General features: G+C 62.6%; 15 protein-coding genes. 7 read left to right on the forward strand and 8 right to left on the reverse strand.

Annotated elements, in window-relative coordinates:
* Positions 1 to 8 precede the first annotated feature (8 nt).
* Positions 9 to 776 (reverse strand): GntR family transcriptional regulator, encoded by a 768-nt coding sequence (locus tag ACR0NY_RS14270; RefSeq protein ID WP_170369448.1) that lies wholly within the window; start codon positions 774 to 776, stop codon positions 9 to 11.
* A complete protein-coding gene (locus ACR0NY_RS14275) occupies positions 773 to 1,660 on the reverse strand; it encodes a glucosamine kinase nucleotide-binding domain-containing protein (RefSeq protein WP_170369450.1) in 888 nt (295 codons plus the stop codon). The genes ACR0NY_RS14270 and ACR0NY_RS14275 overlap by 4 nt, the downstream gene beginning before the upstream one ends.
* A gap of 157 nt (positions 1,661 to 1,817) precedes the next feature.
* On the opposite strand from ACR0NY_RS14275, the gene ACR0NY_RS14280 reads away from it, so the two are divergent.
* The 6 genes from ACR0NY_RS14280 to ACR0NY_RS14305 all read left to right on the forward strand — a co-directional run bounded on the left by ACR0NY_RS14280 (position 1,818) and on the right by ACR0NY_RS14305 (position 7,853).
* Positions 1,818 to 2,711, forward strand: a complete 894-nt coding sequence (locus ACR0NY_RS14280; protein WP_254432959.1) for an N-acetylmuramic acid 6-phosphate etherase — start codon at positions 1,818 to 1,820, stop codon at positions 2,709 to 2,711.
* Positions 2,712 to 2,743: 32 nt separating this feature from the next.
* Positions 2,744 to 3,994, forward strand: coding sequence for an ABC transporter substrate-binding protein (locus tag ACR0NY_RS14285; RefSeq protein ID WP_170341178.1), 1,251 nt, complete (start codon positions 2,744 to 2,746; stop codon positions 3,992 to 3,994).
* 68 nt (positions 3,995 to 4,062) lie between these two features.
* Positions 4,063 to 4,977 (forward strand): carbohydrate ABC transporter permease, encoded by a 915-nt coding sequence (locus tag ACR0NY_RS14290; protein WP_170341793.1) that lies wholly within the window; start codon positions 4,063 to 4,065, stop codon positions 4,975 to 4,977.
* A 14-nt stretch (positions 4,978 to 4,991) separates the two neighbouring features.
* The gene (locus ACR0NY_RS14295; RefSeq protein ID WP_170341791.1) at positions 4,992 to 5,831 is read left to right on the forward strand and encodes a carbohydrate ABC transporter permease; all 840 of its coding nucleotides are present in this window, start codon (positions 4,992 to 4,994) and stop codon (positions 5,829 to 5,831) included.
* On the forward strand, positions 5,828 to 6,856 hold the full coding sequence (locus ACR0NY_RS14300; protein ID WP_170341789.1) for a Gfo/Idh/MocA family protein: 1,029 nt from the start codon (positions 5,828 to 5,830) through the stop codon (positions 6,854 to 6,856). Before ACR0NY_RS14295 ends, ACR0NY_RS14300 begins: the two co-directional genes overlap by 4 nt.
* 1 nt (position 6,857) lies before the next feature.
* Positions 6,858 to 7,853 carry an ABC transporter ATP-binding protein gene (locus ACR0NY_RS14305; protein ID WP_170341787.1) on the forward strand — a complete coding sequence of 332 codons (996 nt, stop codon included), beginning with the start codon at positions 6,858 to 6,860 and terminating at the stop codon, positions 7,851 to 7,853.
* 10 nt (positions 7,854 to 7,863) lie between these two features.
* Here ACR0NY_RS14305 and ACR0NY_RS14310 read toward each other — a convergent pair whose 3' ends face one another.
* Positions 7,864 to 8,565 (reverse strand): Crp/Fnr family transcriptional regulator, encoded by a 702-nt coding sequence (locus tag ACR0NY_RS14310; RefSeq protein WP_093963736.1) that lies wholly within the window; start codon positions 8,563 to 8,565, stop codon positions 7,864 to 7,866.
* A gap of 179 nt (positions 8,566 to 8,744) precedes the next feature.
* Between ACR0NY_RS14310 and hemA the strand changes: the two genes are divergently transcribed.
* Complete coding sequence (gene hemA, locus ACR0NY_RS14315) at positions 8,745 to 9,968, forward strand: 5-aminolevulinate synthase (RefSeq protein WP_170341785.1); 1,224 nt, start codon at positions 8,745 to 8,747, stop codon at positions 9,966 to 9,968.
* A 58-nt stretch (positions 9,969 to 10,026) separates the two neighbouring features.
* On the opposite strand, the gene ACR0NY_RS14320 is transcribed toward hemA, so the two are convergent.
* The 5 genes from ACR0NY_RS14320 to ACR0NY_RS14340 are packed head-to-tail and all read right to left on the reverse strand — an operon-like array spanning position 10,027 to position 14,995.
* On the reverse strand, positions 10,027 to 10,302 hold the full coding sequence (locus ACR0NY_RS14320) for a cytochrome C oxidase subunit IV family protein (protein ID WP_170341783.1): 276 nt from the start codon (positions 10,300 to 10,302) through the stop codon (positions 10,027 to 10,029).
* Positions 10,303 to 10,306: 4 nt separating this feature from the next.
* Positions 10,307 to 10,855 carry a cytochrome c oxidase subunit 3 gene (locus ACR0NY_RS14325; protein ID WP_170341781.1) on the reverse strand — a complete coding sequence of 183 codons (549 nt, stop codon included), beginning with the start codon at positions 10,853 to 10,855 and terminating at the stop codon, positions 10,307 to 10,309.
* The gene (locus tag ACR0NY_RS14330) at positions 10,852 to 12,774 is read right to left on the reverse strand and encodes a nitric oxide reductase activation protein NorD (protein WP_170369452.1); all 1,923 of its coding nucleotides are present in this window, start codon (positions 12,772 to 12,774) and stop codon (positions 10,852 to 10,854) included. The genes ACR0NY_RS14325 and ACR0NY_RS14330 overlap by 4 nt, the downstream gene beginning before the upstream one ends.
* A gap of 8 nt (positions 12,775 to 12,782) precedes the next feature.
* Entirely contained in the window at positions 12,783 to 13,598 is an 816-nt protein-coding gene (locus ACR0NY_RS14335) for a CbbQ/NirQ/NorQ/GpvN family protein (protein WP_093963187.1), read from the reverse strand.
* On the reverse strand, positions 13,595 to 14,995 hold the full coding sequence (locus tag ACR0NY_RS14340) for a cbb3-type cytochrome c oxidase subunit I (RefSeq protein WP_170369454.1): 1,401 nt from the start codon (positions 14,993 to 14,995) through the stop codon (positions 13,595 to 13,597). The genes ACR0NY_RS14335 and ACR0NY_RS14340 overlap by 4 nt, the downstream gene beginning before the upstream one ends.
* Positions 14,996 to 15,003: the final 8 nt, after the last annotated feature.

The raw sequence follows: 15,003 nt of genomic DNA on the forward strand, positions 1-15,003 counted from the left end.
GATGTGTCCTAGCTGTTGGCCAACCGCAATTCGGCGACAAAATCATAGGCGTCGCCGCGATAGATCGACCGAGTGAATTCAACGACCCGCCGATTGGACAGGTATGATGTACGAACGATGCGAAGCCCGGCCGCACCGGGCTCGACCCCAAGCAAACCCGCGTCGGCGCTGTCCAGATTGATCGCCGAAATCCGCTGCAGCGCCCGTACTGGCCGGTTTCCATCCCGCTCCAAGACTTCGTACAAGGAGGCTTCGACCTCCTGCGGGCGCGGCAGAATGTCGATTGGCAGCGAGGCCCGTTCGATCGCCATGGGCCGATCATTGGCCATACGCAGGCGCGAGATGCGCGCGACCGCTTCGCCCGAGGACAGGGCCAGCGCCATCACCTCCTCGGGCGACGGAGTGTGAATACCGCGCTCGAGCCACTCGCTTGAGGATTCAAGACCGCGTCGGTTCATGTCCTCGGTGAACGAGGTCAGCCGTGACAGGGATTGCTCGACCCGAGGCGTGCCGTCGGCCACAAAACTGCCCGAGCCCTGGCGCTGAATGACGATTCCCCGATCTACCAGATCCTGCATCGCCCGACGCACGGTGACGCGGGAAAGGCCCGTGAGGTTTGCGATCTCGCGTTCGGCCGGGAGCGGTGCACTTTCCGCCAGCAGACCATTCTCGATGCCCTCTTCGATCCGCTTGCGCAACCGAACGTACCGCGGCCCAACGGCCCGCTGCATCCAGTCACCGGTCCTGAGGAAGGTTTCGATCGTTTCGGCGGTCATGCTGCCCCCAATCTGGCGCGCTCGGCCAGCTGTGCGGCGAGCTGGAGCGCCCCGTCAAGGGCGGTGCCCGCCGGTTCGATCATCACGCTCTGCACCTCGGCGGAAAGATAGGGGATGTAATGCGATGCCACCCCGCCCACTGCACAGACCGGCTCGGCATCATCGCGACCAAGGGCCTGAAGCCCTGCAGCGACATAATCGGCGCCCTCGCGCATCAGGGCCACGGCCACCACATCGCCTTTTTGAGCCGCCGCAATGATTTCGGGTGCGAAGTCTGCGATTTCGGCCGGCCGTGCCTGCCCCGCAATTCGCACGATCTGCATCGGGTCTTCGTCAAAACGTCTGCGTACGGATCGTGTCAGCGCGCTGTCGGGGGCTATTCCGTCCGCTGCAAGCAACACCCGCCGCAGCAGCTGCTGTCCCAGCCAATACCCGGACGCATCATCACCGATGAGTGCCCCATATCCGCCAATCAACCGGATTTCGCCATTGCTTTGCCGCGCCAGGAACGATCCGGTGCCGATCCCGATCAAACATCCATCGACCGGCCCCAACGCCCCAACCACGGCCGAGCGGCGGTCATCCTCGACCTGCACAATGCGCGATGGCAGGTGCCGTGCGATTTCAGCGCCTGTGTCCGCGTCGGTCACGCCAGCAAGCCCTGCGTAGATCGGAATCCCGGTCAAAGCCGCTTCGGGCATCGCAGCACGCTCGGCCAGTGCCCGCAGCCCGGCATTCAGCGTTGAGATAGCCGCCGCGCGATCCGAATAGACATTGGCGCTTCCCAGAACCAGATCATGCCGCCCGGTGGGGCCGACCATGGCAAACCGGCAGCGTGTACCGCCACCGTCAATTGCTATGAGATATTGGAGGGACTCATCCATATAGATACCTTTACGATACCTTTTGTCTGAAAAAAAGACCTCTTGTGTGCCGAGATCGTGATTTTTCATGCTTATCGGTCGATATTTCGCGATTTAAAACGAATGGTAGACAAAAGGTATTATATAGGTATTATCTTCGATGCCAAAGGGGAATCACATGACGCCGCACATGCTGCCGCAAACCGAAATGCTGCGCGACGAATCCGAGGGACTGGACCTGCGCCCGGACGCCGAAGTTCTGCGCCTGCTGCTGGATGCGCAGAAAGCCGCACTGAACGGGCTGGATGCATGCCTTCAGGATATCTCAAGAGGTGCGGCATTGATGGCAGAAACCATCCGCACCGGGGGGCGGCTCTATTATGCCGCCGCCGGGTCGTCCGGGCTGATGGGCTTGGCCGATGGGGCGGAGATACCGGGGACATTCGGCCTGTCTCCAGAGTCGATCGCCATCTGCATGGCCGGCGGCATACCGACCGGGGCAGAGATGCCGGGTCACACCGAAGATGACACCCGAACTGCCGAAATCGCAGCCGCCGACCTCCTCCCCACGGACACGGTGATCGCGATATCCGCCAGCGGCACCACGCCTTACCCGTTGACCTTTGCCGGAATTGCAAGGTCCCGCGGCGCCAAAACCATCTGCATTGCCAACAACGCCGACGCTTTGCTGTTCGAGCACGCCGATTGCGCAATTTGCCTGAACACCCCGCCCGAAGTCATTGCCGGATCGACCCGACTGGGCGCCGCAACCGCGCAAAAGGCGGCGCTCAACATGCTCTCGACCCTCATGGGTGTCAGGTTGGGCCATGTGCATGACGGCATGATGGTCAACGTGGTGGCCGACAATGCCAAGCTGCGTCAGCGCGCAGAAGGAATCATCCGGAACATAACCGGCGCCACGCCTCAGCACGCCGCTGATGCCCTGGATCGTGCCGAAGGCAACCTGAAGCTTGCCGTACTTTTGGCCGCCGGTGCCGCAACACCGGCGCAGGCCAGTGAACTGCTGACGGCATCGGGCGGCCATCTGCGCCCTGCGTTGGACCAGATTTGAACCAAGAAGAAGACCAAAAGGGAGAATACATCATGAGAACAACCACACTGACCGCCGTGCTGCTGGCGTCATCGGCCCTGGCCGGTGCGGCAATGGCCGAAACCACGCTGACCATCGAAAGCTGGCGCAACGACGACCTGGCCCTGTGGCAGGAAAAGATCATCCCGGCCTTTGAGGCCAAGCATCCCGACATCAAGATCAAGTTCACCCCATCGGCCCCGGCGGAGTACAATGCCGCCCTGAACGCCAAGCTGGATGCCGGTTCGGCCGGAGACCTGATCACCTGCCGCCCCTTCGACACCTCACTTGGCCTGTACGAGGCGGGCAAGCTGGCCGATCTTTCGGACCTTGAAGGCATGGCGAACTTCTCGGACGTCGCCAAATCGGCGTGGCAGACCGATGACGGCTCGGCCACCTTCTGCGTGCCGATGGCCTCGGTGATCCATGGGTTCATCTACAACAAGGACGCGTTCGACGAGTTGGGCCTGTCGGTTCCGGAAACCGAAGCCGAGTTCTTTGCTGTTCTGGACAAGATCAAGGAAGACGGCACCTATATCCCCATGGCCATGGGCACCAATGACCAGTGGGAAGCGGCCACCATGGGTTACAACAACATCGGGCCGAACTATTGGAAGGGCGAAGAAGGTCGCCTCGCCCTGATCGAAGGTTCTCAGAAACTGACGGACGAGCCGTGGGTCGCCCCCTACCGCCAGCTGGCCAAATGGGGTGCCTATCTGGGCGATGGGTTCGAAGCGCAGACCTATCCCGACAGCCAGAACCTGTTCACGCTGGGCCGCGCCGCCATCTATCCGGCCGGCAGCTGGGAGATCAGCGGCTTCAACAACCTGGCCGATTTCGAGATGGGCGCTTTCAAGCCGCCAGTCCAGAATGCCGGGGACGAGTGCTATATCTCGGATCACACCGACATCGCCATTGGTCTGAACGCGGCGTCGCCCAACGCCGATGCGGCACGCACCTTCCTGAACTGGGTCGGGTCCGAGGAATTCGCGCAGATCTATGCAAACGCCCTGCCCGGCTTCTTCTCTCTCTCCAGCTTCGATGTGGCGATGGAGGACCCATTGGCACAGGAATTCGTCAGCTGGCGGAACGAGTGCAACTCGACCATCCGGTCCACCTATCAGATCCTGTCGCGTGGAACGCCCAACCTTGAGAACGAGACCTGGAACGCATCGGCTCAGGTGATCAAGGGTGAGGAATCGCCAGAGGACGCCGGCAAGCGCCTGCAGGACGGGTTGGCCAGCTGGTACGCCCCGCACCAGTAACCCGTCTATCGTGACACAATCGGCTCTGGCCAGGCGGCCAGAGCCACCCTGAGCTTTCGAGGAACAACATGGGCAATCGCCGGATCAAATGGCACATCGTGGTGTTTCTGGCACCCGCAGTGCTGGTCTACTCGGCCGTCATGGTCTTTCCGCTGTTCAACACGCTGCGGCTGGCACTGTACACCGAGGTCGATCAGGCCCGTGTGTTCGTAGGCCTGGACAACTTCCGCACCCTGTTCGGCGACCCGATTTGGTCGGATGCGTTCTGGAACGCACTGGGCAACAATTTCTGGTTCTTCTTCATTCACATGCTGGTGCAGAATCCGATCGGGATCGCACTGGCGGCAATCCTCAGCCACCCACGCCTGCGCTTTGCTGCGTTTTATCGATCGGCCATCTTCATCCCGACGATCCTGTCCTTCGTGATCGTTGGCTTCGCCTGGAAGCTGATCCTGTCGCCGATCTGGGGCATCGCCCCCGATATGCTGGCCGCGGTGGGACTCAAATCTCTGTTCGCGCCTTGGCTCGGCAAAGAAGAATACGCGCTGACCACGCTGGCCCTGATTTCGGTCTGGCAGTTCGTGGGCATTCCGATGATGTTGATCTATGCCGCCCTGCTGTCGATCCCCGAAGAGATCCTCGAGGCTGCCGAAGTCGAAGGCGTCACCGGCATGTCCGCCTTCTGGAAGATCAAGCTGCCGCTGATCCTGCCTTCTATCGGCATCATCTCGATCCTGACATTTGTCGGCAATTTCAATGCGTTCGATCTGATCTACGCATCCCAGGGCGCTCTGGCGGGGCCGGATTTCTCGACCGACATCCTTGGCACGTTCATGTACCGGACCTTCTTCGGGTTCCAATTGCAACTCGGTGATCCGCACATGGGATCGGCCATCGCAACGGGCATGTTCGCCATCATCCTGACAGGGGTCTGCATCTATCTGTTCCTGATCCAGACCCGCATCCGCCGGTATCAGTTCTGAGGGGCCCGAAGAGCATGAACAAAGCCCGCAGAAACCCCTTCAACATCGCTGCCATGCATGGCGCGCTGATCCTCTATACGCTGATCGCCCTGTTTCCGGTCTTCGTGATCGTGATCAACAGCTTCAAGTCGCGCAAGGCGATCTTCCGTGAACCGCTGGCCCTGCCCGATGCCGACTCGTTCTCGATGATCGGATACCAGACGGTGATGAAACAGGGCGACTTCTTCCTGTATTTCCAGAATTCGATGATTGTCACCGTCGTGTCGCTGTTCCTGATCCTGCTGTTCGGCGCAATGGCGGCTTTTGCGCTCAGCGAATACCGGTTCAAGGGCAACACGCTGATGGGCCTGTACCTTGCATTGGGTATCATGATTCCGATCCGCATCGGCACGGTTGCGATCCTGGACATGATGGTGGCGACCGGGCTGGTCAACACGCTGATGGCGCTGATCCTCGTCTACACCGCACAGGGCCTGCCGCTGGCCGTATTCATCCTGTCCGAGTTCATGCGCCAAGTCAGCGACGACCTCAAGAATGCAGGCCGCATCGACGGGCTGAGCGAATACACCATCTTCTTCCGCCTTGTTCTGCCGCTGGTGCGTCCGGCGATGGCGACCGTGGCGGTGTTCAACATGATCCCGATCTGGAACGACCTGTGGTTCCCGCTGATCCTGGCCCCGGCCGAAGAGACCAAGACCCTGACCCTCGGTAGCCAGGTCTTCATCGGTCAGTTCGTCACCGACTGGAACGCGGTGCTTTCGGCACTCAGCATGGCGATCCTGCCGGTCATGGTTCTGTATGTCATCTTCTCGCGGCAACTGATCCGCGGGATCACTTCGGGGGCGGTCAAATGATCCGGGTTCTGATCGCAGGTTTGGGCAACATGGGCCTCAGCCATGCGCTGGCGCATCATCACCATCCCGACGCCCAGATCGTGGGTCTGGTGAACCGATCCGGGACAGTGGATCACCCGGATTTGCAGGGGTATCCGGTCTTCACCGATTTCCATACGGCGCTTGCAGACACCAACCCTGATCTGGCCGTGATTGCCACCTATTCCGACAGCCATGCCGACTATGCCTGTGCCGCAATGGACGCCGGTGCGCATGTATTTGTCGAGAAACCCCTGGCCACCACGGTCGCAGACGCACGCCGTGTCGTCGAGAAGGCCACTGACGCCAACCGAAAGCTGGTGGTTGGTTACATCCTTCGGCATCACCCCTCGTGGATGCGGTTGATATCCGAGGCGCGTGACCTGGGCGGCCCCTATGTCTTTCGCCTGAACCTGAACCAGCAGTCCGACGGCCCGACATGGGAGACGCACAAGGCGCTGATGCAAACCACCTCACCCATCGTGGACTGCGGTGTGCATTACGTCGACGTCATGTGCCAGATTACCGATGCCCGGCCGGTTCGGGTCAACGGCATGGGCCTGCGACTGTCGGACGAAATCGCACCCGACATGTACAATTACGGCCAGTTCCAAGTCGTGTTCGAAGATGGCTCGGTTGGTTGGTACGAGGCCGGTTGGGGTCCTATGATGTCCGAAACGGCGTTCTTCGTGAAGGACATCGTTTCACCCAATGGCGCGGTTTCCATTACCGAAGGCAACAAGGGCGCATCCGACGATGTGGACGGCCACACAAAGGTGGGCGGCATTCTTGTGCACAAATCCAGCGGCGACACCCTGATCGAGATGGATGGCGAACCTGGCCACCAGGAACTGTGCGACGCCGAACAAGCCTACATGCTGCAAGCCATCGCGCAGGACATCGACCTGACCCGCCACATGAATGACGCGGTGCAATCCCTGCGGATCTGCCTTGCCGCCGACCAAAGCATTCGATCCGGCCAGCCGGTCGACCTGAAGGAGACGTGACGTGACCGCCCTGAAACTGACCAATGTGTGCAAGTCCTTCGGACAGGTAAACGTGCTGAAGAACATCGACCTGACCGTCGAGGAAAACGAATTCGTGGTCTTTGTTGGCCCCTCGGGTTGCGGCAAGTCCACCCTGCTGCGCGTAATCGCGGGGCTTGAAGAGGCGACCTCGGGAACGGTGGAAATCGATGGCCAGACCGTCAACGAGGTCCCACCTGCCAAGCGCGGCATCGCAATGGTGTTCCAGTCTTATGCGCTGTATCCGCATCTGACTGTTCGGGGGAACATGGAACTGGGCTTGAAACAGGCCGGGCATCCCAAGAACGAAATCGCGCGCCGCATCACCGAAGCCAGCCGCATGTTGTCGCTGGATCCGTATCTTGAACGTCGCCCGGCCGAGTTGTCCGGCGGTCAGCGCCAGCGCGTCGCGATCGGCCGCGCGATCGTACGGAACCCGAAGCTTTTCCTTTTTGACGAGCCGTTGTCCAATCTGGATGCCGCGTTGCGCCTGAACACCCGGGTCGAAATTGCAAACCTGCACCGCCAGATCGACGCCAGCATGATCTACGTGACCCACGACCAGACCGAGGCGATGACTTTGGCGGACAAGATCGTTGTGTTGCGGGACGGCCGGGTCGAACAGATCGGCAGCCCTATGGAGCTCTACAACAACCCCGCCAACCGGTTCGTGGCCGAGTTTATTGGGTCTCCGGCGATGAATTTCGTGCCCGCCGATCGGATCGGTGGGTCTGGCCGGCAACTTATCGGCATTCGCCCTGAATACGCTCGCCTTGGGCAGTCGGGTCCGCTGTCGGGCACAGTCGTTCACGTGGAAAACCTTGGCGCAGATACCAACGTGTTGGTCGATATCGGCACCGACAAGCCTTTTACCGTTCGGGCCTTTGGTCAGCATCTGGTGTCCCCGGGGACGCAGGTCGGCATCGACTATGATCCGGCCAATGCACTGACGTTCGGAGAGGACGGGTTGCGGGTTTGAACGGGCGCGTTCAGCGCCCCCAGTTGTCGGCCGGATCGCTGTCGGCATAGTCGCGCAGCTGCGGAATGTCCGAGATTTCGGCATGGTTGCGGTTGATCTTCACCCCCACCGCCTTGAGCCGCGAAAACGCACGGCTCAGGCTTTCGGGCTTCATGCCCAGACGCCCGGCGATCAGCATCTTGTCATAGGGCAGCTCGACTTCGCAGGCGCCTTCGTCGCAGTCACACAGGTTCAGCAGGAACTCGGCCACCCGCTGCGCCCCGGTCTGGGCCTTGAGCTGTTCCAGCTGGGACACCAGCGAATGCAAATGTGTGAAGGTCGAAGCCAGGATCGAGATCCCGATCTCGGGATCGGTCTTCATCAAGGAAATCAGCACCGGGCTGGGAATGTGCATGATCTCGCAGGCCGAGACCGCCTCGGCCGAAACCGGATAGGGCACGTTGCGCAGCGCCACCGCCTCGCCGAAACTTTCGCCGCGGGTGAAAACGCTGACCACGGCCTCGGCCCCTGTGGGCGACATGCGGAACAGCTTGACCCATCCGGCCAGGACGACATGCACAGCCTGGGCGCTTTCTTCCTGCACAAAGATCGTCTCGCCACGGTCATACTGGCGCCAGATCGCATGGCTCAGCAGGGTTTCGACATGCTGATCCGGCAGGCTTTTGAGCAGCAGCGACTGCCGCGCAATGGCTTTTTGTGCTTCATGCGCCACGAAGGCATCCCCTCTTGTCCGGCCGAATAACCGGCCCATTCATCCCTGCGCCAGCCTATGCCAAACCCGCGCGCCGCGCACCACCCTTTTCCCGGCGTCGCTTGACTATTGTCATGTTCCCGACGCGCGCGCACCCCTAGTTTTCGGTCCAGCAGCCAGTTTTCCGGGGAGATCGAGACATGGATTACGAGCGTTTCTTCAGCCAGAGCCTCAGCGACCTGAAGGCCGAGGGCAACTATCGTGTCTTCATCGACCTGCAGCGCAAATGCGGCGCCTTTCCCAATGCCCGCCAGACTGATGGCGCGGCGGCACGGGACGTCCGCATCTGGTGTTCGAACGACTATCTGGGCATGGGCCAGCACCCCTCGGTGCTGGCGGCGATGCATGACGCGCTGGACCGTTGCGGCGCCGGTGCGGGCGGTACCCGCAACATTTCCGGCACCACTCATGACCACGTCCTGCTGGAGCAGGAACTGGCCGACCTGCACGGGAAAGAGGCGGCGCTGCTGTTCACCTCCGGCTACGTCTCGAACTGGGCCGCGCTGGGGACGCTGGCGGCGAAGATCCCCGGCCTGATCGTGTTCTCGGACGCGCTGAACCATGCCTCGATGATCGAGGGCATCCGCCATTCGCGGGCGCAGAAGGTGATCTGGAAGCACAACGATCTGGACGACCTGCGCGCCAAGCTGGCCGCCGCCGACCCCGAGGCGCCCAAGATGATCGCCTTTGAATCGGTCTATTCGATGGATGGCGACATCGCGCCGATTAAGGAAATCTGCGACCTGGCCGATGAATTCGGCGCCATGACCTATCTGGACGAGGTCCATGCCGTCGGCCTCTACGGCCCGCGCGGCGGCGGCATCGCCGAACGCGAGGGTCTGATGGACCGCCTGACCGTGATCGAGGGCACGCTGGGCAAGGCGTTCGGTGTTGTGGGCGGCTATATCGCCGCTTCGGCCGCGCTGTGCGATTTCGTCCGCAGCTTTGCCAGCGGCTTCATCTTCACCACCGCCCTGCCGCCGGCGATCGCCGCCGGGGCTGCGGCCTCGATCCGGCATCTGAAACAATCAAATGCGGAACGCGACCTGCAGAAGGAACGCGTGGCCCAGGTTCGCGCCCGGCTCGACGCCGAGGGCATCCCGCATCTGCCCAACCCCAGCCACATCATCCCGGTGATGGTGGGCGACCCGGTCAAGTGCAAGTTCATCTCGGACACGCTGTTGGAAGAGTTCGGCATCTACATCCAGCCAATCAACTATCCCACCGTCCCCAAGGGCACCGAGCGGCTGCGCATCACGCCCTCGCCCGTGCATACCGATGCCGATATCGACCATCTGGTCGGCGCGCTCTCGGCGCTGTGGCAGCGGTGCCAGATCGCCCGGATGCCGATGGCCGCGCAATAGATTTCTGTCCCTGAACTGGCAAGCCGCCGTGCCCCTGTGCGCGGCGGTTCTTTTTGCCTCAGACCAGATAGAGCGCGAAGATCAGTGCCGCAAAGGTGCTCAGCACCAGCGTGAAGCCCCGCAGCCAGGCCGGGCTGCATTCAAGGTCGAGATACCGCGCCAGGATGATGCGGGCCTTGAACAAGGCCAGCAGCAGGATGCCGCCCCCGACCAGCCGGGGCCCAACGGGCACGAGGGTCAGCAGGGCCGAGACCAGGCTGAGCGCGATCAGGCCGGCCCAGGCGCGGGTCAGGCGATCCGCATGGGTGTCTCGGACAAAGGAAAAACTCGGCATCGCGTCACCCCAGCAGGTAGATCACCGGAAACAGCAGGATCCAGACCAGATCGACCATGTGCCAGAACTGGCCGCCGGCCTCGATATTGCGGGGATCGTCGCGCCAGGCGACCAGCAGCAGAATGGCGACCCCGGCCAGCACATGCGCGGCGTGAAACCCGGTGAGAAGGTAGTAGAACAGGAAAAACGGGTGGGTCTCGTAGCTGATGCCCTGCGCGGCCTTGCCGCCATATTCCGCGCCCTTGATGATCAGGAATACCACACCCAGCAGGGCCGCGCCGATCAGGGCCAGCCTTGCGGCGCCGCGGCGTGCCGCCTGTCGCCAGCGCAGGGCCCGCGCCACCAGAAAGCCCGAGGTGACCAGAACCCCCGTATTGAGCGCGGCCCCGGTGCGGTAGAGATGGGCTTGCGCCTCGGCAAAGCCTGCCGGGTCGGTCAGGCGGACGCCCATGAAGGCGGTCAGCCCGGCCCCGAACACCAACAGTTCCGAAACGATCAGAACCCACATCAGCAATTCGCCGGGCAGCTCGTCGATCAGGGACGCATCGCTCATGCGCCGACCAGTTGGCGATAGATCTGCGGCAGCGCCATGGTCAGGCGGTTGGGGTCGGGGATCACCGCGAACCCGCCCTGCCCGAACATGCGCGGGAACCAGCTTTTGCCGGTCTTGTCGATGGTGACGCCAAAGACCGACTGCCCCGCCCGGCGCGCCTCGCGCACGGCCATGCAGGTGTCTTCGATGCCGTGGCGGCCCTCGTAGTGGTCCAGATCATTGGGCTTGCCATCGGTGATCACCAGCAGCAGCCGGCGCTTGCGCGCCTGCGCCGCCAGATCGGCCGAGACATGACGGATCGCCGCCCCCAGCCGCGTGTAATGGCCCGGCCGCAGCGACGCGATACGCTGTTCCACGGTGGCGGTCATGGGCTCATTAAACTTTTTGCAGCGCTGCACATAGACCCGCTGGCGTTTCAGTGAACTGAAGGCGTGGATGGCGAAATCGTCGCCGCAGGCGTTCAGACCCCAGGCCAGCGCCGCCAGCGCCTCGCGTTCGATGTCAATCACCGCACGCCCCGCGACCGCGCTTTCGGTCGAGCGGCTGACATCCAGCAGGATCGACACCGCCAGGTCGCGCGCCTCGGGGCGGGATTGCATCCAGACGCGCTCGTTGCCCTCGCCATTGGCGTGGCGGTCCACGGCGCTGCGCACGGCGGCCTCGATATCCAGCTGGTCGCCGTCCAGATGGCCGCGGGTCATCACCCGGCCCGGACGCAGCGCCTCGAACTGGCGCTTGACGGCGCGGATCCGGCGAGCGGTGGCCGGGTCCTTGCCGAACTCGGCGGCATCCTCGCGGATCTCGGCTTCCGAGGTCAGAACGTTGACGTGATCGGGCAGATACTGCCCCGTGCGCACATCCCATTCCGGGTACAGCACACGCCCAGACAGGCGCTCGCGGTTCACGTCCTCGGGCGCGAGATCCAGATGCAGTTTCAGCCGGGTCGGCGGGGCCTTCGAGATCTGGCCCAACCCGATCTCATCCTGGTCGTCGGCGGCCTTCTTGGCGTTGTCGGGATCGTCATCGTCGACCCGGCGGTTGAGGTTGAGGAACTCGGCCCAGCTGAGGATCGCCTCGAACTTGTGCAGGATCAGGCTGTCCTGCCGCTCGGCCTGGTCGGATTTGCGGCGACGGGCGCGGTGGGTCTTTTCGCCCGATTCCTCGGGTGGGCCGTCGGTGTCGCGGCTTTCGACCTCGGTGTGTTCGGAAAAGGCGACCGCGCGCAGCTCGGGCCACAGGGGCACCGGGCGGAACGGCTGGTACCCGCGCGGGGCGGCCACGTCATCGCCCAGGGCGTCGTAGGCCTGGGCGCGGGCGGACAGGGGCGCTGGGTCGCCCAGCATCCGGCGGATCAGGTCTTCGACGGCGGCCTCGGCCGGGGGCAGGCCGGGCAGGTCGCGCTGATACAGCAAGCCCTTGCACAGCTCGGCGTAAAGCGGGCGCAGGCCCGGCGCGTCTTCGAGCGTTGCGGCGACCATCGCGCCGGCCGCCTGCAGGGCGCGCAGATCGGCGCGCAGGGGATCGTCCTCGTCGATGCGGGTTCCGGCATGGGCGGCCACCGCCGCCAGCCAGACATAAAGCGCGCCATTGGCTTCGCGCGCGGGAAATACGGCCAGCCGATCGGGCAGGCGCAGGACCTCGCCGTCGAAACTGGCGCGCGGGATCAGCTCGGCCTCGGTGGCCAGCTTGCGCCGCCAGCTCAGCCGGTGGCGCGAGAGCTCAGGCGAAACCGGACGCAGCTCGACGCCCGGACTGCCGCCCAGCCCCCGGAAAAGAACGGCCAGCCGCCCCGCGACCTGCGACAGGTCGACCGCGGCTCCTTCGTGCACCTCTGGTGCATCAAGGCGGCTGGCAAGGGTGTGCCACAGTTTCCCGATCGTTTCTTCGGGTTCCCATGGCTCAAAGTCGATCCTGACCATCGCCGGCCTCACCCAAAGACGGCGGTGACAAGATCGAGGAGCCCGCGTTTGATATCCTCATCATCGGTCAGAGGTTCGATCATGGCGGCAAGGATGGCGCGGTCGGTGGACATGCCCTGCGCGATCAGCGTCGCGGCATAGACGACCAGGCGGGTGGATACGCCTTCCTCGAGGTCCTGACCCTTGAGCCCGCGCAGTTTTCCCGCCAGCCGCACCAGCGGCTTACAGCGTTCCAGCGGCAGTCCGCTTTCCTGCGCGACCACCTCGGCCTCCATCTGAGGCGAGGGAAAGTCGAATTCCAGCGAGATGAACCGCTGCCGGGTCGAGGGTTTGAGGGTTTTCAGAATGTTCTGATAGCCGGGGTTGTAGGACGCCACCAGCATGAAGCCGGGCGCGGCCTCAAGCTCTTCTCCGGTGCGGTCGATCGGCAGGATGCGACGATCGTCGGTCAGCGGGTGCAACACCACGGTCACGTCCTTGCGCGCCTCGACCACCTCGTCAAGGTAACAGATCGCGCCTTCCCGCACCGCGCGGGTCAAGGGACCATCGACCCAGACCGTCTCGCCGCCCTTCAGCAGGTAACGCCCGATCAGGTCGGCGGCGGCCAGGTCGTCGTGGCAGGCCACGGTATAGAGCGGCCGGCCAAGGCTGGCGGCCATATGGGCCACGAAGCGGGTCTTGCCGCAACCTGTCGGCCCTTTCAGCAGGACCGGCAGCTTGTTGGTATAGGCGGCGGCGAACACGTCGCATTCATCGCCTTGGGGCAGGTAGAAGGGGGCGTCTGCCGCCCCCTTTCCCAGTTGCATCGATCCATCCATGTTCATGACTCCGCTGCCACATGGTCAGGATCGCTTTCCAGACGCTCGCGTTCGACCGGTCCTGGTTCGACGATCTCTTTGCGCGGAACCCAGATCGAGTAGATGAACAGCAGCGCACCGATGACCGCGACCAGACCGGAGCCGAAGCGCATCCAGTAGAAGATCGCGATCTGATCCTGCACATCCATGTAGTAGTCACCCACCACGCGCTGCATGTGCGTCTGGACGGTACCGGCGAAGGTCAGCACGAAGGTCATGAAGACCATGCCGCTGGTCATCAGCCAGAACGAGGCCATGTTCAGCACCTGGTTGTACGGATCCCGGTTTTTCAGGATCGGCATCGCATAGGTGAAGATCGCCAGGTTGAGGCAGACATAGGCGCCGTAGAAGGCCAGGTGCCCGTGAGCCGCGGTGATCTGCGTGCCGTGGGTGTAATAGTTCACCCCGTGCAACGTGTGCAGGAAGCCCCAGACACCGGCGCCGAAAAAGGCCAGCGTGGCACAGCCCAGCGACCACAGCAGTGCGGCCTTGTTGGGATGGTCCCGACGGCCTTTCCAGACCATGACGAAGGCAAAGGCCATCATCGCGAAGAACGGGATTACCTCGAGGCTCGAGAAGATCGACCCGATCCACTGCCAGTAGCCCGGCGTACCGATCCAGTAATAGTGGTGCCCGGTACCCAGAATGCCCGAGAACAGCGCGGCGGCGACGATGACATAAAGCCATTTCTCGACCACTTCGCGGTCAACACCGGTCAGCTTGAGCATCAGGTAGGCCAGGATCGAGGCCATGATCAGCTCCCACACGCCTTCGACCCACAGGTGGACGACATACCACCAGTACTGCTTGTCCAGCGACAGGTTGCCCGGGTTGTAGAAGGCGAACAGGAACAGCAGAGCCAGACCCCACAGGCCCAGCAGCAGGATGTTTGTGATGGCGGTCTTCTTGCCCTTAAGAACGGTCAACGACACGTTGTAGAGGAAGATCAGCGCCGCCACGACGATGCCGGCCTTGACCCATTTGGGTTGCTCAAGGAACTCGCGCCCCTCTTTGCCCAGCAGCCAGTTGCCTTCGAACAGGTTGAAGACATAGGTCAGCACCACACCCAGCGTGCCCAGAATCAGGATCGCCAGCTGGATATAGGCCAGCTTGGTCGAGTGGATCTCGCGCTCGGCCTCTTCGGGGATCAGGAAATAGGTCGCGCCGAAAAAGCCGGTGATCAGCCATACGATCAGCGCGTTGGTGTGCAGCATCCGCACGATGTTGAACGGCAGAAGCTCGCTCAGAAAGTTGGGGGCTACATAGATCCAGCCGGCCAGCAGACCGCCGATCACCTGGATCGCGAACAGGGCCATTGCGAATGCGAAATAGGCATAGGCCACTTTTTGGGATTCGTATTTCATTGCTCCGT

The organism is Ruegeria sp. BJ5 (genome assembly GCF_056537865.1).